This window comes from Microbaculum mangrovi, assembly GCF_051390635.1.
In the GTDB taxonomy this organism is placed as follows: domain Bacteria; phylum Pseudomonadota; class Alphaproteobacteria; order Rhizobiales; family Tepidamorphaceae; genus Microbaculum.
Window position 1 is genome coordinate 223,084 of record NZ_JBPODT010000001.1, and the last position, 16,482, is coordinate 239,565.

16 protein-coding genes are annotated in these 16,482 nt (G+C 67.2%); 10 read left to right on the plus strand and 6 right to left on the minus strand.

Going from position 1 to position 16,482, the window contains the following annotated elements; genetic code table 11:
* Nucleotides 1-11 precede the first annotated feature (11 nt).
* From ACSF9G_RS01105 to ACSF9G_RS01115, 3 genes are all read left to right on the plus strand, one after another.
* Nucleotides 12-836, plus strand: a complete 825-nt coding sequence (locus tag ACSF9G_RS01105) for a hypothetical protein (RefSeq protein WP_436637351.1) — start codon at nt 12-14, stop codon at nt 834-836.
* A 135-nt stretch (nt 837-971) separates the two neighbouring features.
* Nucleotides 972-2,147, plus strand: a complete 1,176-nt coding sequence (locus tag ACSF9G_RS01110; RefSeq protein WP_436637353.1) for a vWA domain-containing protein — start codon at nt 972-974, stop codon at nt 2,145-2,147.
* A gap of 86 nt (nt 2,148-2,233) precedes the next feature.
* Nucleotides 2,234-3,643: a class I SAM-dependent methyltransferase gene (locus ACSF9G_RS01115; RefSeq protein WP_436637355.1), complete on the plus strand. Its 1,410-nt coding sequence runs from the start codon at nt 2,234-2,236 to the stop codon at nt 3,641-3,643.
* Between the two features lie 249 nt (nt 3,644-3,892).
* Here the strand turns inward: ACSF9G_RS01115 and apbC are convergent, their stop codons facing one another.
* Nucleotides 3,893-5,119: an iron-sulfur cluster carrier protein ApbC gene (gene apbC, locus ACSF9G_RS01120; protein WP_436637357.1), complete on the minus strand. Its 1,227-nt coding sequence runs from the start codon at nt 5,117-5,119 to the stop codon at nt 3,893-3,895.
* 185 nt (nt 5,120-5,304) lie between these two features.
* Between apbC and ACSF9G_RS01125 the strand changes: the two genes are divergently transcribed.
* From ACSF9G_RS01125 to ACSF9G_RS01140, 4 genes are all read left to right on the plus strand, one after another.
* Entirely contained in the window at nt 5,305-6,189 is an 885-nt protein-coding gene (locus ACSF9G_RS01125; RefSeq protein ID WP_436637359.1) for a formate dehydrogenase accessory sulfurtransferase FdhD, read from the plus strand.
* Nucleotides 6,190-6,352: 163 nt separating this feature from the next.
* The gene (mobA, locus tag ACSF9G_RS01130) at nt 6,353-7,060 is read left to right on the plus strand and encodes a molybdenum cofactor guanylyltransferase MobA (RefSeq protein ID WP_436637361.1); all 708 of its coding nucleotides are present in this window, start codon (nt 6,353-6,355) and stop codon (nt 7,058-7,060) included.
* Nucleotides 7,057-7,617, plus strand: a complete 561-nt coding sequence (mobB, locus tag ACSF9G_RS01135; RefSeq protein WP_436637363.1) for a molybdopterin-guanine dinucleotide biosynthesis protein B — start codon at nt 7,057-7,059, stop codon at nt 7,615-7,617. The genes mobA and mobB overlap by 4 nt, the downstream gene beginning before the upstream one ends.
* Nucleotides 7,595-8,914: a molybdopterin molybdotransferase MoeA gene (locus ACSF9G_RS01140; RefSeq protein WP_436637365.1), complete on the plus strand. Its 1,320-nt coding sequence runs from the start codon at nt 7,595-7,597 to the stop codon at nt 8,912-8,914. Before mobB ends, ACSF9G_RS01140 begins: the two co-directional genes overlap by 23 nt.
* A 12-nt stretch (nt 8,915-8,926) precedes the next feature.
* Here the strand turns inward: ACSF9G_RS01140 and ACSF9G_RS01145 are convergent, their stop codons facing one another.
* From ACSF9G_RS01145 to ACSF9G_RS01165, 5 genes are all read right to left on the minus strand, one after another.
* Nucleotides 8,927-9,802, minus strand: a complete 876-nt coding sequence (locus ACSF9G_RS01145) for a DUF6159 family protein (protein ID WP_436637367.1) — start codon at nt 9,800-9,802, stop codon at nt 8,927-8,929.
* A 132-nt stretch (nt 9,803-9,934) separates the two neighbouring features.
* Complete coding sequence (locus tag ACSF9G_RS01150; RefSeq protein WP_436637369.1) at nt 9,935-11,518, minus strand: FAD/NAD(P)-binding protein; 1,584 nt, start codon at nt 11,516-11,518, stop codon at nt 9,935-9,937.
* A complete protein-coding gene (locus ACSF9G_RS01155; protein ID WP_436637371.1) occupies nt 11,515-12,147 on the minus strand; it encodes a LysE family translocator in 633 nt (210 codons plus the stop codon). Before ACSF9G_RS01155 ends, ACSF9G_RS01150 begins: the two co-directional genes overlap by 4 nt.
* Before the next feature lie 4 nt (nt 12,148-12,151).
* Complete coding sequence (locus tag ACSF9G_RS01160) at nt 12,152-12,616, minus strand: Lrp/AsnC family transcriptional regulator (RefSeq protein WP_436637373.1); 465 nt, start codon at nt 12,614-12,616, stop codon at nt 12,152-12,154.
* Between the two features lie 275 nt (nt 12,617-12,891).
* Nucleotides 12,892-13,875, minus strand: coding sequence for an MBL fold metallo-hydrolase (locus ACSF9G_RS01165; RefSeq protein WP_436637375.1), 984 nt, complete (start codon nt 13,873-13,875; stop codon nt 12,892-12,894).
* Nucleotides 13,876-14,108: 233 nt separating this feature from the next.
* Here ACSF9G_RS01165 and ACSF9G_RS01170 point away from each other — a divergent pair, with 233 nt between their 5' ends.
* The 3 genes from ACSF9G_RS01170 (at nt 14,109) to ACSF9G_RS01180 (ending at nt 16,382) form a co-directional block, all read left to right on the plus strand.
* A complete protein-coding gene (locus ACSF9G_RS01170) occupies nt 14,109-14,882 on the plus strand; it encodes an ABC transporter substrate-binding protein (protein ID WP_436637377.1) in 774 nt (257 codons plus the stop codon).
* 97 nt (nt 14,883-14,979) lie between these two features.
* Complete coding sequence (locus tag ACSF9G_RS01175) at nt 14,980-15,693, plus strand: ABC transporter permease (protein ID WP_436637379.1); 714 nt, start codon at nt 14,980-14,982, stop codon at nt 15,691-15,693.
* On the plus strand, nt 15,690-16,382 hold the full coding sequence (locus tag ACSF9G_RS01180; protein ID WP_436637381.1) for an ABC transporter permease: 693 nt from the start codon (nt 15,690-15,692) through the stop codon (nt 16,380-16,382). Before ACSF9G_RS01175 ends, ACSF9G_RS01180 begins: the two co-directional genes overlap by 4 nt.
* Nucleotides 16,383-16,482: the final 100 nt, after the last annotated feature.

Genomic DNA, 16,482 nt, shown 5'->3' on the forward strand with positions numbered 1-16,482 from the left:
GGAGACAACAGATGAAAACTGCGCTCAAGTTCGCATTGTCTCTCGGAATCGCTGCTTCTTTTGTATTGCTTACAGCCGATTCCGAGGCCGGTCGGCGTAAAGCCCATAACGATCATGGGCACTATTCCAAAAACGTAGATACCTATCTGACCGAAGACCTGGACATCACCGCCCAGGACCCGGGCGCCGTCGGCACCATGTACGCCGGCACCGGCATCCCGGCCACGAACTTCGTCATCCGCCGGTTCGACAGGGCCGGGATCGAACTGGCGATCAAGGCGCACTACCGTCAGGGCTACGATATCCCGCCGAACTACGTGGACGGCGACGGCATCGTGCACGTGGTGGTTCCCGCCGGCCACCAGGTCGCCGATCCAGCCAACGGCGTTCCCTCGACCCATACCGGGCGGGCGCGCTGGAATTTCGCCTACTCCTACGATGCGGCGCTGAACGGCGGCAACCCGGACCTCGAGGACTATCGGGGCTGGCTGCTGATCGACACCGATCCGTCCCCGAAGGTTCGGTATCTCTGGCTGCGGCTGAAGAAGCTAACCAACAGCCCGACGGGCCAGCGGAACGGCTATGGCTGGGTGACCAAGTCCACGGTCGAGATCGGCGACGACGAGGGAACGTCCCAGGTCAGCCAGAACTCGCAGAACCTGGCGTTCTACGAGGACTATATCGACGCCGATCCGAACACGCCCGGCAAGCAGTCCTACATGGCCACCGATTTCGGCCCCGGACAGTTCGACGTCATGATGATCCTCGAACCCAAGCGCAAGCGCCACCGCAACGGAGCCGTGCTGCACGTCGTCTTCGACGTCGTCGAACCCTGATCGGCGGCGCCTGAGCAATTCGGCCGGGGCGGCACCGCCGCTCCGGCTTTTTTTGCAGCGCAGCAGCGGGCGCTTGGACGACGGCGCGATCGGGCTTATGGTCCGCACCGATCGTCTTCGTACCGACAGGGCGCCATGTTCGTTACCTTCTTCCACGAGCTCAAGCAGGCCGGCGTGCCCGTGACCCTGCGCGAGTATCTCACCCTGATGGAAGCGCTGGAACGCGACCTCGCCCAAAAGCGGGTCGAGGACTTCTACTACCTGTCCCGCGCCTGCCTGGTGAAGGACGAGCGCAACCTCGACAAGTTCGACCAGGTCTTCGGCCACGTCTTCAAGGGCCTGGAGCTGATGTCGGACGGTATCGAGGCCGAGATCCCGGAGGAATGGCTCCGGAAACTCGCCGAGAAGTACCTCACCGAGGAGGAGAAGGCCGAGATCGAGGCGCTCGGCGGCTGGGACAAGCTGATGGAGACGCTGAAGGAGCGTCTCAGGGAGCAGCAGGGCCGCCATCAGGGCGGCAACAAGTGGATCGGCACCGCCGGCACCTCGCCGTTCGGCGCCTACGGCTACAATCCCGAAGGCATCCGCATCGGCCAGGACGAGAGCCGCCACCGCCGCGCGGTGAAGGTGTGGGACAAGCGCGAGTTCAAGGACCTCGACGATTCCGTCGAGCTCGGCACCCGCAACATCAAGGTGGCGCTGCGCCGCCTGCGCAAGTTCGCCCGCACGGGCGCGGCCGACGAGCTCGATCTCGACGGCACCATCCGCCAGACCGCAGACAAGGGCTGGCTCGACCTGAAATTCCGTCCCGAACGCCGCAACGCGGTGAAGGTGCTCGCCTTTTTCGATATCGGCGGCTCCATGGACTGGCACATCAAGACCTCGCAGGAGCTGTTCTCGGCGGCCCGCACCGAGTTCAAGGTCATGGAGTATTTCTACTTCCACAACTGCCTCTATGAATCGGTGTGGAAGGACAACCGCCGCCGCTGGCAGGAGCGCACGCCCACCTGGGACGTGCTCCACAAGTTCCCAGCCGACTACAAGGTGATCTTCGTCGGCGACGCCTCGATGAGCCCCTACGAGATCGCGCAGCCGGGCGGCTCGGTCGAGCATTTCAACGAGGAAGCCGGCGCCGTCTGGATGCAGCGCCTGCTCGGCATCTACGAGCACGCCGTCTGGCTCAATCCGGTGCCCGAGCAGCACTGGGACTACACGCCTTCGATCGCGATGATGAAGCAGTTGTTCTCCGACCGCATGTACCCGCTGACCCTCGAAGGGCTCGACGAGGCCATGCGCGAACTGGTGCGATAAGCCAAAAAATTAAATGTTTTGTCATAGTTAGGCCGCGTTCGATCGGGACATAGCACCCCGTTCCGAGAATCCGCTAAGACGAGGCCATGGCTTCCGAAACACTGGACAGGCATCCGGGCGACACGCGACCGGACGAAGACCGCGCACCGGAGACGGCAGCGGCGGACGTCGTTCGCGCCGACGCGGACGCCGCACCGGAGCAGTCCCCGGCGAAGCCGACGAGGACGTCGAGTACCCGCGGGGAGACGGCCCCAAAGAAGACCGCCGCGAAAAGGGCGGCTCCTAAGAAAGCCGCACCCAAGAAAGCCACCCCGAAGAAAGCCGCTTCCAGGAAGGCCGCCGCAAAGACGTCGGACGGCGAGCCAGAAGGCGCGAAATCGGCGTCTCCGAAATCAGGCACGGAATCGGCGACCAGGAAGCCCGTCGCCAAACGATCGCGGGCCAAGACCGCGCAAGCCAAGACCGCGAAAGCCAAACCCGCGCCGGCCAAACCCGCCAAGGCCGAGGTCTCAGGAGCCACCGCCACGCCGGCCGAAACGCCGGATCAGGCTGCGGACGCGGCTCAGGAAAAGGCGCCCAAGACGGTTCGGAAGCGCAAGGCCACGACGCGAAAACGCGCGGCACCGGCGAAGACGACCAGGAAAACCGCCGAAGACGCGGCATCGAAGGACAAGGCCGAGACACCGGCGGAACCGTCCGCCCCCGCTGTCGCGAAATCCAAACCGCCTGCGCCGCCGCCCCCCGCGCGGTCCGAACCGCCGACGCCGGAAATCCGCGAGCAGACGCCGCTTCCCGCGCCGCAGGGCATCGACGCGCCGCCGCTGTCGCCCTATCGCGCGGCCCTGCGCCACCTGCACCGGTTGCTGCTGGATCGCAGCGGCAATACGCTCGACAAGGCGGATACCGCGGTCGAGACGCCGTTGCGCGACCTGCACGTCGTCGGCCCGAACGCCGCGCACGGCAACGACTATCGCCCGACGCCGCGCCGGCTCGTCGAATGGGTGCTGTCCGGGGTGCAAGAGTGCCTGCCCGATCCGCTCGAGCACACGACGTTCCTCGACATCGGCTCGGGCCGCGGCCGCGTGCTGTTCGAAGCCGCCCGGTTTCCGTTCCAGCACATCGTCGGCGTCGAGTTCGCCCGCGAACTGCACGAGGACGCCGAGCTGAACTTGCGCCACTGGCCGCGCGCGCACATGCGCTGCCGCGAGGTCGACCTGATCCTCGACGACGCCTTCGACGCGCCGTTGCCCGAGGGCGATCTGGTGGTCTGGATGTTCGATCCGTTCTCGGAGCGGCTGATGACGCGCATGGCCGCCCGCCTTGCCGAGCACGCGCGCACGGCGCGGGTGACGCTCGTCCTGGTCGACCCGCGCAACCCTATGGCGTTCCGCGAAAGCCCGACCTTCAAGGCGCTGGAACTGCCACCATCCAGCCATCGCCGGATCGCGCTGCTGAGCCCCTATCCGGTGCGCATCTACACCGCCACCCCGCGCTGACCCGCCCGGGATCGCCGATCAAGTCCTGGGATGGCGTGAAAGGGGGGAACCGGCCTCGCGCCGCGTGCCCAGGCGTGCCCCGGTCACCTTCTCACCGCCGCGCACGTCATGCCCGGGCTTGCCCCGGGCATCCCCGCGTAGTGGCATACGGACGTCATCGCCGGGTCGAGCCCGGCGATGACGTGAAAAGGGGCCAGTCACTCCACGTCATGCCCGGGCGTGCCCCGGGCATCTCGGGCAAGCCTGCCCTCAGCTCTCCATGACGATCTGCGGCGCCGGGCGGCCGGCGGCGCCCTTGGCCCGCTCGATCTCGGCCCAGACCTTCAAGGCTATGTCCTTGAAGATCTGCGCATGCGGACCGTCCGGGTCGGACACCACCACGGGCCGGCCGGAATCCGATTTCTCGCGGATATCCATGTGCAGCGGCACTTCGCCGAGGAACTCGACGCCGAGGCGTTCCGCCTCCTCGCGCGCGCCGCCGTGACCGAAGATGTCGGAGCGCGTGCCGCAGCTCGGGCACATGAAATAGCTCATGTTCTCGATGATGCCGAGGATCGGCACGTCGACGCGGCGGAACATGTTGATGCCCTTGCGCGCGTCGATCAGCGCCAGGTCCTGCGGCGTCGACACGATCACCGCCCCGGCGAGCGGCACCTGCTGGGCCATGGTAAGCTGGGCGTCGCCCGTTCCCGGCGGCATATCGACGACGAGCACGTCGAGCTCGCCCCAAAGCACCTCGCGCAGCATCTGCGTCAGCGCCGAGATCACCATCGGCCCGCGCCAGATCATCGGCGTGTCCTCCTCGACCAGGAAGCCCATCGACATGACCTTGATGCCGTAGCCCTCGAGCGGCTTCAGCGTCTTTCCGTTCACCGGCTCCGGCCGGCCGGAAACGCCGAGCAGGCGCGGTTGCGACGGCCCGTAGATATCGGCGTCGAGCACGCCGACCTTGAGCCCGATTGCCTGCAGGCCGAGCGCCAGGTTAACCGTGGTCGTCGACTTGCCGACGCCGCCCTTGCCCGAGGCCACCGCGATGATGTTCTTCACGCCGGGAACGCCCTGCGCGGGCCTCGGCTGATGGCCGCCCGGAGCGCCCCCCGGTCCGCCCGCGCGCCCCGCCATCGGCGGCGGCACGGCGCCCGGTCCACCCCGCGGGGCAGCGCCGGGGCCGCCGGCCGGCCCGGCGGCCGGCCCGGCGGCCGGTGCGGGGCCGGACGCACCGCCGTGCTTCTCGGACGTCAGCGTTACCATCACCTTTTCGACGCCGGGGATCTCCGCGACGACCTTCTCGGCCGCCGCCCGCATCGGCTCGAGTTCCTGCGCCCGCGCCGGATCCACGGAGATGGCGAAATAGATCCGCCCGCTCTGGATGACGACCTCCGATACGAGCCCGAGCGAGACGATGTCGCCGGTCCTGTCGGGTCCCTTGACCCGCGAGAGCTCGCCCAGAACCGCGTCCTTGGTCAACGCCATCATGCTTCCTTTCGTTGGTCTTTGTGCCCGCTTGTCGCCGGCGTCCCTGTGCGCCTTATGTAATCGGACGGGGTTACGGGTCAAATGGTCCCCGAAAGATTGCCGGAAAGGCCGGACGTGACGCGACGCTTTGAAACAGGCGCGGCGGAGGCTATGTCAGAAGGCGGAACAACCAGCGGAGCGACGCCTTGAGCGACGAGTTTCTGGTCCGGCCCGATCCGGACGACCCGAAACTGACCACGCCGGTAACCGGGATCGACCAGACCGGCGCGCGCGTGGAGACGCGCGTCGTCAACGAGCGGCCGCTGACGCTGTTTCTGAATGCCCAGGAGATCGTCACCATGATGACGATCGGCGACAGGCCCGACCTGCTCGCCGTCGGCTATCTCCTGAACCAGAACATGCTCCTGCCCGACGACGAGATCACCGCCATCGAGCACGACGACGATCTCGACGTCGTGGTGGTGCGCACGAAGCGGCGGACCAACTACGAGGACAAGCTGAAGAAGAAGGTGCGCACCTCGGGCTGCGCCCAAGGCACCGTCTTCGGCGATGTCATGGAAAGCTTCGAGACGGTCAGCCTGCCCGCCGACGCCGTGCTGAAGACGTCCTGGCTCTACGGCCTGACGAAGAAGATCAACACCGCGCCCTCGCTCTATCTCGCCGCCGGCGCGATCCACGGCTGCGTGCTGTGCCGCGAGGACAGGCCGCTGGTCTACATGGAGGACGTCGGCCGCCACAACGCCGTCGACAAAATCGCCGGCTGGATGTTCCTGAACAAGGAGCCCGCCGCCGACAAGATCTTCTACACCACCGGCCGCCTGACCTCCGAGATGGTCATCAAGACGGTGATGATGGGCATCCCCATCCTCGTGTCGCGCTCCGGCTTCACCGCCTGGGGCGTCGAGCTGGCGCGGCAGGCGGGCCTGACGCTGATCGGCCGCGCCCGGGGCAAGCGCTTCCTCGCGCTGTCCGGCGACCATCGCATCGACTTCGATCTCGATCCCGATACCGTCGAGGACGAGGCACCGAAGCACCGCCGCAAGGGCAGTTTCGCGGAGGCCGGCGAGTGAACCGAACCGTTTCATCGCACAAAACGACCAGACAGCGTCCCGTATCACGCTGGGGGCACGCGGCTGGTCGCACAGCATGGCTGACGAAATGCAATGGCACTTGCGCCCCGGAGGGGATCCGGGGCCCGAAGCGAAATCGCAAGACCATTTCAGGGGCTCCCGCATGACCATCGTTTCCCGCCACGACGAGACCGCGCTGCACGACAACACGGGCCAAGCGGCACTCACGGTCGGCTGCGTGCTGGCGGGCGGGCTGTCGCGGCGCATGGGCGGCGACGAGAAGAGCCTGCAGACGCTGGGCGGCAAGTCTATGCTATCCCATGTGATCGCGCGGCTTAGATCCCAGGTTGGCGCCGTGGTCATCAACGCCAACGGCGACCCGGCCCGCTTCGCCGGGTTCGGCCTGCCGGTGACGCGCGATCCGGTGGAAGGCTCAGCCGGGCCGCTGGCCGGCATCCTCGCCGGCATGCGCTGGGCCGCGAAACAGTGCCCGCAGGCGCGCTGGGTGGTGACGGCGGCGACCGACACCCCGTTCTTCCCGGAGGATATGGTCGCCCGCCTCGTCGCCGCGGCGGGCCACCACGACGGCATGATCGCGCTGGCGAAATCCGGCGACCGGGTGCATCCCGTCTTCGGCCTGTGGCCGGTGGCGCTCGCCGACGATCTGGAAAAGGCGGTCCGCGACGAAGACCTGCGCAAGGTGCTGGTCTGGGTGAACCGCCATCCCAATGTCGAGGTGATCTTCGGCAGGACCGCCATCGACGGCATGGAGGTCGACCCGTTCTTCAACGTCAACACGCCCGAGGACATGGCGACCGCCGAGGCGATCGCCGCCAGGCTCGAGGCGGCCGTTGCCGGGGAGCCCGTATGACCCCGATCTTCGGTGTGACCGGCTGGAAGAACTCCGGCAAGACGACGCTGACGACGCGGCTGATTGCGGAGTTCGCGCGCCGCGGCTACCGGGTGAGTTCGATCAAGCACGCCCATCACGCCTTCGACATCGACGTGCCGGGCACCGATTCCTTCCGCCACCGCGAGGCCGGCGCCACCGAGGTCGCCATCGTCTCCGCGTCGCGCTGGGCGCTGATGCACGAGCTGCGCCCGAACGATGCCGCCGACCGGGAACCGAGCCTGGACGAGATCGTCGCCCGCCTCGGCCCCGCCGACCTGATCCTGGTCGAGGGCTACAAGCGCGAGCGCCATCCCAAGATCGAGTGCCGCCGGCAGCAGAGCCACGACAAGGGCCCGCTCGCCCCGACCGATCCGATGATCGTCGCCATCGCCACGGACAATACCGCCGAACATGCGGGCGGAACCGGCGACCTGCCGCGCTTCGATCTCGACGCGGTCGCCGAGATCGCCGACTTCATCGCCGCCTATCACGCCCTGCCCAAGCCGAGAGCCGATGCCGCCGCGCAAACTGCTTGACGATTGCTTCCTGCACGACAGGGACCGGCTGCGCCACGACGAGGCCCTGTCGATCCTGCGCGAGCGCATGAGGCCGGTCACGGCCCCCGAACCGGTTTCGCTCGCCAGCGCGCTCGGCCGCATCTGCGCCGAGGCCGTCGCCGCGCCGCGCCCGGTCCCCGGCGCCGACAATTCCGCCGTCGACGGCTATGCCTTCGCCCATTCCGACTACGAGGCGACGGGCGGCTTCTTTCCGATATCGACGCGCATCGCCGCCGGCCATCCCGCCGACAGCCCCCTGCCCGTCGGGTCGGCCGCGCGCATCTTCACCGGCGCGGTGATGCCGCCGCGCGCCGATACCATCGCCATGCAGGAGGACTGCGAGCCGCACGAACAGGACGGCCGGGATTTCGTGGTGATCCCGCCCGGCCTGAAGCCCGGCGCCAACCGCCGCAGGGCCGGCGAGGACCTCCGGGCCGGCGACGTGCTGGTCGCGGCCGGAGCCATTCTCAGGCCGCAGGAGATCGGTGCGATCGCCTCCACCGGCGCCGGTGCGGTTTCCTGTTTCGCGCCGCTGAAGGTGGCGATCCTGTCGACCGGGGACGAGATCCTGGAGGCCGGCGCGGCGTTTCGCGAGGGGGCCGTCTACGATTCCAACCGGCCGCTCTTGTCGGCGCTGCTGTCCACCCTGCCGGTCGCGGTGAGCGATCTCGGCGTCCTGCCCGACAAGGCCGGGACCGTGCGCACGGCGCTGACCGACGCCGCGGCCAGCCACGACGTGATACTGACCACCGGCGGCGCGAGCCGGGGCGAGGAGGATCACGTCATCGCCACCCTGAGCGAGCTCGGCCACCGCCACATGTGGCAGCTCGCCATCAAGCCGGGCCGGCCGATGGCGATGGGCCAGATCGGCGATTGCGTGGTGCTCGGCCTGCCCGGCAATCCGGTCGCCGCCTTCGTCTGCTTCGTGCTCTACGTGCGCCAGGCGCTGCTCGCGCTCGGCGGTGCGACATGGCGCGAGCCCAGGCGGGTCGTGCTGGAAGCCGATTTCGAGATCGCCGACAAGAAGCCGGATCGGCGCGAATTCCTGCGAGGCTTGATGATCGACGATCCCGCCGGAAGCCCCAACGGAGGCTCAGGCTATGGAACGGGCGGCGTCCGGCGCGTGGCCAAGTATCCGCGCGACGGATCGGGCCTGATCACCTCGCTGCGCGAGGCCGACGGGCTGATCGAGATCCCCGAGGACGTCACCGCCGTCAAGCGCGGCGATCGCGTCCGCTTCCTGCCCTTCGGCGAGGCCGGCCTGCCGCCGCGCTGAGCCGTCCGCCCCTTACGTCTTGCGGGTAAACGCGCCCTCGAGCAGCGAGCGGTCGAAGCCGCGCATGGTCGTGCCGCCGTCGGCATAGAGGTAGAGCGCCGCCGAGTAGACCCCGCCGAGCGCCGCCGCGAAGATGGTGATGGCGGCCAGCGCCAGCACCGTAATCCCGGCGACGACGATGGCGGCGGGCGCCATGCCCGGCTGGGCGAACAGGTACTGCATGGCGCCGAAGCCGATGAACGCGACCGGCATCACGACGACGGTGACCGCCAGCCCGATGCCGCCATTGCCGATGAGGTTCTCGCCCCAGGTCTTGCGCAGAAGCGAGGCGCTTTCCTTCACCGCCTGGATGGGGCCGACGCCATGCGCCGCGATGATCGGCACCACCAGGAAGGTCGATACCGTCCAGGCGAGGCCGAACACGGCTTCGACGATCCGGCCGAGGAAGCCGAACCGTTCCGCGATCATCCGCAGGAGCACGCCGACGGTCGCCGAGACCGCCGCGTAGCCGGCGATCTGGCCGATCCGTGCGGTCGCGATCGCCAGCGCGTCGCCAAGCGTCGGATTGTGCCCGCCAAGCCGCAGCAGCGCCGCCCCGACGAGCGCGGTGTTGAAGAAGAAGACGACGAAATATTGGACGATATAGAACAGGAAGACGGCGACGTAGATCTCGGCGGTCATACCGGCCCCCGGCATGCCGCCATCCTGGCTTTCCCGGGCGATCGCCTCCAGCGCCCCGGTCAGGTAGGCAGGCAGCAGGAAGGCCGCCATCACCATCAGCGAGCAGAGGCCCGAGATCACCGGCAGGATCAGAAGCTCCTTGTCGTCGCGCAAAACCGCCGCGCTCGCCTGGACGAGGTCCCAGCTTCTGGCAAGGCGTTCGAACATGGCGGTTCCCCGTGGCGCGATGGCAGGCGGCGCGGATGCCGCGATATCGCCGGCGACCCTAGGGCAAGCCGTTTAAGAAAACGCCAACCGGCAGGGAAACGCCCGTTTCGGCCCTGACGGCGGGACCGGCGGTCAGCCTCGTGCCGTGGCGCCGACCTGAAACATCCGCGCCAGCAATCGCTCGACGATGGTCGCCATCATGAACGCCGAGCTGGTGAAGAAGCCCGGCCCCCAGAGCATCATGTTGGCGACATAGATGTTGGTCGCCCCCGTCGCGCGAAAGCTCGCCATGTCGACGTCCGCCCCGGGCAAGGCGATCCCGTCGCGCGCATAGGGCCGCAAATAGCCCTTCTTCGCCAGCGCGCGGGTAAGGCCGTCCTGCTCGGGGTGGGCGACGTCGCGGTTCACCGCGCCGATCGTGTTGACCAGGATGTCGGCGCGCTCCGATCCGAAGTCGTGACGGATCGTGTAGGCGCCGGTGTCATCCAGCCCGACATCGCGCGCACCCTTGAGGATGCGAAGGCGCCCGGCCTTCATGAGCGCGAGGATCTTTTCCGCCGTCGGAACCGGACAGGGCGCGGCATAGCACAGCACCGCGGTCTCGACGGCGTCGCGATAGGTCCGTTCGTCCTCGGCGGCCAGCAGGCGCTCGGCAAAGAGGTCCCAGAGATCGACCTGCGCGTCGCCAAGGAAATCGACCAGGAAGTTCACTGTATCGGAACTATCCGCCAGACGGATGGCGTGCGCCAGGAATTCCGCCGCCCGCGCGGTCAGCGCGTCGGCGTTATCGCAGTCTCGATAGGGATCCATCAGGCCGGCGGTATCGAGCGTCACGCCGTTGGCCGCGGCATCGTCGATCACCAGGTCGCGCAGTGCCGCCAGATCGAGCTGCCCCGCCCCGGCCAGCGCCCGGATGCGCGCCGGCGTGAAGGCGTTTCGGGTGACGGCCCCGCCGTTTCGCGTCTGCGCGCCCTTGAGGCGCCCGCTGCGCGAACACAGCACCGCATGCCTCTGGTTCGCTCCGGGCACGAATGTCAGCGCGCCGTCGGCGTCGCGCGCGAACCGGCATCCGGTCGACGGCGCGAACAGCCGGTTCAGCACATCGTATGCGCTCAGCGACGCCCCCATGATGTGCACCGTGGCGTCCGGCGGGATGGCCTCGAAGTCGGCGTTGCCGATATGGCTTGCGAGATAGCGTGCGCCGCCCGCGGGCGGTGCCGGAAACGGCTGATACTCCACCGCGCGGCCCGTCGTCAGGATGGCGACGTCGGCGACCGTGGTCCCGCCCGCCCAGGTGAGCGTGACGCCGCCGTCGGTCTCCGTGATATCCGATACCGCGTGGGGGATCAGCTCCACGGCGATCCCCTTGATCGCGGCATTCGTCCGGGTGGCCGCGACCGCGTCCTTGAGGAATTCGCCGTAGACGGGGCGCGGCAGGTGACCTTTCTCGTCGAGGTCGGGCGCAAGATCGGGCCGCGTCCCGAGCCAGTCGACGAAGGCGCGCCGGTTCGACGCCACCAGACACATGGTGTCCGTGGTGTTGTTGATCAGGTAGTCGCGGCTTTCGTCCGTGCGGTACGGATAGCCGGGCCCGAAGTCCCCGGTCGCCTCGAAGATCGTGATCTTCTCGACGGGATACCGGTCGACCAGCTGGTAGAAGGCGGTCGTGCCGGTGAAGCCGCAGCCGACCAGCGCGATATGGCGTGGCGTGGTCATAGTGCCCCCTTCGCGATCCAGAGCCCCCAGATCACCAGCACGAGCCCGGAGACGAGATCGAACCAGCGTGTGACGCGCGGCGTGATCCGCGTCCGGGCGGCCAGCGCCAGGTGGACCAGGAACAGCCACCACAGCGCCGACCCGATGAATACGCCCGCCACCAGCCAGTAGGGCGCCGAGGGCGAGCCCGCCGAGGACGAGTCCGCCGCCGACGCGCCGAGACCGGCGATCAGCCCGACAAAGGCCAGAATGGTCATCGGGTTGGAGAGCGTCAGCGCGAACGTGGTGCCGTAGGCGGGGATCACCGCCCCGCGCGTGGAGACCTCCCGCGCGCTGTCCACCGCCGGGCCTTTCAGGAACCCTCGGATCGACATCGCCCCGAGCAGGGCGATCAGCAGGCCACCGCCGAGTTGCAGCGGCGTCGCGTAGCTCAGCAGCACGCCGGTCGCCGCGAACCCGGCCGCCACCAGAAGCCCGTAGACGGCATCCGCGGTCGCCGCGCCGAGGCCGGACGCCAGACCGGCCGCCCGGCCGTCCGTCAGCGTGCGGCGGATGCAAAGCAGTCCGATCGGCCCCACCGGCGCCGCCACGGCGAAGCCGACGCCGATGCCCTTGAGCAGGATTTCCATGTGATCAGCTTTCGAGAGCGTCCGGTGAAATCTTCACCACGGTGGTTTCCTTGAGCGCGTCCAGGGACACGATGGTCTCCGTTCTCTGGACGGCGCGCAGCGGTTTCACGCTGCTTTGCAGGAACTGCTGAAGCGCGTTCGTATCCCGGACACGCACCTTCATCAGGTATGAGTGCTGGCCACTGATGTGATGCAGCTCCTGCACCTCGGGAAACGCCATGAGCGCGCGACAGGCCTCGGCCTCGCCGTCATAGGCCAGGTCGAGAAACACGAACACGCACAGCGCGGCGCCGACTTTCTCGGGGTTCAGAACCCCGCGCCACTCGGTGATCGTGCCGTTCGCCACGAGGCGGCGCACGCGCTCGTTGGCCGTCGACGTGGACACGCCCACCGCCGAGGCGATGTCGACGCTGGCGGCCCGCCCGTCCGTCTGGAGTATTTCGGCAATCTTGCGGTCGATCTCATCCATGCCGGATAAATTAGCGAATCAATCTTCTTTATCAAGATAATTTCCTGATAATTGAGAAAAATTCGGCAACCATCCTAAACGACAGGCAAATCTCCGTAAAAGCGCCGGGTCGTCGGTTGAGAAGGATACGCGGGACAGGATGGGGCGGGATCAGCACCACGGCCACCGGCAAGGAACGCCGGTGCAAATACCAGACAGCCGCCCGCGACCCGGAGCCGCTCCCTCCGGAACCGCTGGAAACGGCCGCCAAAGATCAGCCTTCAGAGGAACCCGGCTCAGGGCGCCTGGAGCGTGTAGACCCAGTCGGCGGGAACGAAACGGAACCCGTTGCTGCGCACCACGTGGCCGATGCCCGGATAGGGCAGATGCATGCCGGCAACCATCAACCGGTCGGCCACGGCCATGTCGAACGCCTTGCGCCGGGTCATGATCGCCTTCTGCGGCGAGGTATCCAGGGCGATCGACCAGTTGGGATGCGGGAATTGCAGCATCGGCGAATGGACGATGTCGCCCCAGACGAACAGCGTGTCGTTGCCCGACGACACCATGTAGCCGGTGTGGCCCGGCGTGTGTCCGGGCAGCGCAACCGAGCGGATGCCGGGGACCACTTCCTCGTCCGGGCCGATCTTGCGGACGGTCTTGGCATAGGGCGTGGCGGCCGCCTGGGCGGCGTGGAAGAACGGCTTGGCGACCTCGGCGGCGTTGTTGAGATTCTCCGGGCTCATCCAGAAATCCCAATCGTCGCCACAGACGACGAGCTGCGCGTTGGCGAACGCCGCCGCCCCGTTCTTCGTGGCGATCCCGCCGATATGGTCGGGATGCATGTGCGTGGCGATCACCACGTCGACATTCGCCGGATCGATACCGGCCGCGGCCAGTCCACGCGGCATGTCGCCCATGGTCGGGCCGAGGAAATCGCGGCCGCCGGCGTCGATGATCGCCAGCGTGTCGCCGGTATTGATCACGAAGCAGTTGACCGAGGCGCGTACGGTGTCGCCGGCGGGCGCGAAACTCGCGCGCTGCAGCCGCTCCACCTCGTCGGGCGTGGCGTCGGGGAACATGTTCGTCCCCAGGTCGACATAGCCGTCCAGGATCGCGGTGACGACGATATCGCCGACGGCGATCCGGTAGATTCCGGGCACCTGCCGGGCCGCCTTGGGCTGGGCGGCCACGCTCCTGCCGGTTCCGAGCGCGGAGCCGGCAAAGGCTGCGCCCGCGGCGAAACCAGCCTTCAGGAACTGTCGACGGCGAAAATCCATTCCGGAATTCCCAAGAATCCGCATTTTTTGCAGGTGCGAAGCGACATTAGCACGGCGGCGACGCCGTGTTGAACCGTTACTTTCGATGTTCCATCGAAGGGTTTAGACGGACAGGCCCTGTCGAACCCAACCCTGTTGCGCGGGCATGAAGAATGATGGGAAGATGAAAGTAACCGCCCGACCCGGCGGATGGACATTACTGGAAACGCATCAACAACCAACAGGGGAACACTATGCGTCAATTCCTGCGTATAGCCGTAGCAGCCACGGCACTGGCCTTTGCCGGCGGAGCGGCAGCGAAGGATTGGAGCACGGTCCGTATCGGCACCGAGGGCGCCTATCCTCCATTCAACTTCTACGACACGAACAACCAGCTTCAGGGCTTCGACATCGAGATCGCCCAGGCGATCTGCGACAAGATGGCGGTGAAGTGCGAATTCGTCGCACAGGACTGGGACGGCATCATTCCGGCCCTGCTCGCCAACAAGTACGATGCCATCGTCGCCTCGATGTCGATCACCGAGGAACGCAAGAAGCAGGTCGACTTCACCGACAAGTACTACCACACCCCGGCCCGCTTCATCGCCCGCAAGGAGTCCGCGGTCACCGACACCTCGGCCGAGGCCCTGAAGGGCAAGGCCCTGGGCGCGCAATCCGCCACCATCCACGCCAACTTCCTCGAGGGCGAGCGCGCGGACTCCGATCTGAAGCTCTACGGCACCCAGGACGAGGCCAACATGGACCTCGCCAACGGCCGCCTCGACGCCGTGCTGGCCGACTCTGTGGTCCTGTACGAGTGGCTGGAGAACACCGAGGAAGGCAAGTGCTGCGAGTTCGTCGGCGAGCCCGAGACCGATCCCGCATACTTCGGCTCTGGCGCCGGCATCGCGCTGCGCAAGGAGGACCAGGACCTCAAGAAGATGATGAACGAGGCCCTGGCCGCGATCATCGCCGACGGGACCTACGAGAAGATCAACGATAAGTATTTCCCGTTCTCGATCTACTAGGGGCATGATGATCGCCTGAAAATCAGTCCGGCCCCGGCGGCGCCCCGCGTCGCCGGGGCTTGTTCGTCCGGGAGGCCACGCGTTTGGTCGGGGGGTGATGACGGACCTTTTTCAGCTTCTTCAACCGGGCCCCGAGGGATGGGGCGACGAGATCATGGCCGGCGCCTGGCTGACGATCCGGCTGGCGGTCGCCACCCTGCCGTTCGGTCTCGTGATCGGGTTCCTGGTGGCGCTGGCGCGCAACTCGGACTCGCGCGTCCTTCAGGCCCTCGGCGGCACCTTCACCACCGTATTCCGCGGCCTGCCCGAGCTGCTGACGCTGTTCATCATCTATTACGGCGGCCAGATCCTGCTGCAGAAGGTCATCGGCCTGTTCACCGACGCCTATGTCGAGGTGAACGGCTTCGTCGCCGGCATGGTGGCGCTCGGGGTCGTCTTCGCCGCCTTTTCCAGCGAGGTCTTCCTCGCCGCCCTCCGGGCGATCTCCAAGGGCCAGATCGAGGGCGCCCATGCGCTGGGGCTCAACCGATTCCAGACGCTTCGCCTGGTCATTTTCCCGCAGCTGTGGCGCTATGCCCTGCCCGGCATCGCCAATCTGTGGCTGGTGCTGCTTAAGGACACCTCGCTCGTCTCCGTGATCGCGCTCAACGACCTGCTGCGCATGACCAACGTCGTCGTCGGCGCGACCAAGGAGCCGTTCTTCTTCTACGCCGTCGCCTGTTCCATCTACCTGCTGTTCTCGATCGTCTCGAGTTTCGGCATCATCTGGATCGAGCGCCGCGCGGCGCGCGGGGAGACGAGAGCGGCATGATCGACTTCGACCTCATGGCCCGCTACGGCCCGCGCATGCTCGACGGCCTCCTCGTCACGATCGAGCTCGTCGTCATCTCGATCGCGCTCGGCGGCCTCCTCGCCTTTCCCGTCGCGCTCGCCCGCATCTCGAAATCCCGTGTCCTCAACGCGGCGAGCTTCTGCTACGTCTACTTCTTCCGCGGCACGCCGCTGCTCGCCCAGGTGTTCCTGGTCTACTACGGCGCCGGACAGTTCCGCCCGTCGCTGGAATCGGTCGGCCTGTGGTGGTTCTTCCGCGATGCCTTCAACTGCGCGATCTTCACCTTCACGCTGAACACCGCCGCCTATCAGGCCGAGATCCTGCGCGGCGCCATCCTGTCGGTGCCGCGCGGCCAGAGCGAAGCGGCGCTGACCATGGGCATGCGGATGCCGGCCATCTACTGGAAGGTGATCCTGCCGCAGGCCTACATCGTCGCGCTGCGCCCGCTGGGCAACGAGATCATCCTGATGATCAAGGGATCGGCGATCGCCAGCGTCATCACCGTCTTCGACCTGATGGGTACCACCCGCCTCGCCTTCGCCCGTTCCTTCGACTTCCAGGTCTACCTGTGGGCGGCGATCCTCTATCTCATCATCGTCGAGACGCTGCGCCGGGTCTGGGACAGGCTGGAACGCCGCCTGACGCGCCATCTGCGCATGGCGTCCTGAGGCGGCGGCGCCCCGGCCTGATCGTGCCCTCCGCTTGAATCAACACCTCAGGACCGCGCCGCAAGCGATTCAGCCGCCTCGGGTTTCGCCCTCTCCGAGA

Coding starts and splice junctions, on each gene's coding strand:
- ACSF9G_RS01175 (WP_436637379.1), top strand. CDS start 14,980: ATGACGGACCTTTTTCAGCTTCTTCAACCGGGCCCCGAGGGATGGGGC.
- ACSF9G_RS01150 (WP_436637369.1), bottom strand. CDS start 11,518: ATGACCACGCCACGCCATATCGCGCTGGTCGGCTGCGGCTTCACCGGC.
- ACSF9G_RS01145 (WP_436637367.1), bottom strand. CDS start 9,802: ATGTTCGAACGCCTTGCCAGAAGCTGGGACCTCGTCCAGGCGAGCGCG.
- ACSF9G_RS01160 (WP_436637373.1), bottom strand. CDS start 12,616: ATGGATGAGATCGACCGCAAGATTGCCGAAATACTCCAGACGGACGGG.
- apbC (WP_436637357.1), bottom strand. CDS start 5,119: ATGATGGCGTTGACCAAGGACGCGGTTCTGGGCGAGCTCTCGCGGGTC.
- ACSF9G_RS01110 (WP_436637353.1), top strand. CDS start 972: ATGTTCGTTACCTTCTTCCACGAGCTCAAGCAGGCCGGCGTGCCCGTG.
- ACSF9G_RS01165 (WP_436637375.1), bottom strand. CDS start 13,875: ATGGATTTTCGCCGTCGACAGTTCCTGAAGGCTGGTTTCGCCGCGGGC.
- ACSF9G_RS01105 (WP_436637351.1), top strand. CDS start 12: ATGAAAACTGCGCTCAAGTTCGCATTGTCTCTCGGAATCGCTGCTTCT.
- mobB (WP_436637363.1), top strand. CDS start 7,057: ATGACCCCGATCTTCGGTGTGACCGGCTGGAAGAACTCCGGCAAGACG.
- mobA (WP_436637361.1), top strand. CDS start 6,353: ATGACCATCGTTTCCCGCCACGACGAGACCGCGCTGCACGACAACACG.
- ACSF9G_RS01155 (WP_436637371.1), bottom strand. CDS start 12,147: ATGGAAATCCTGCTCAAGGGCATCGGCGTCGGCTTCGCCGTGGCGGCG.
- ACSF9G_RS01140 (WP_436637365.1), top strand. CDS start 7,595: ATGCCGCCGCGCAAACTGCTTGACGATTGCTTCCTGCACGACAGGGAC.
- ACSF9G_RS01180 (WP_436637381.1), top strand. CDS start 15,690: ATGATCGACTTCGACCTCATGGCCCGCTACGGCCCGCGCATGCTCGAC.
- ACSF9G_RS01115 (WP_436637355.1), top strand. CDS start 2,234: ATGGCTTCCGAAACACTGGACAGGCATCCGGGCGACACGCGACCGGAC.
- ACSF9G_RS01170 (WP_436637377.1), top strand. CDS start 14,109: ATGCGTCAATTCCTGCGTATAGCCGTAGCAGCCACGGCACTGGCCTTT.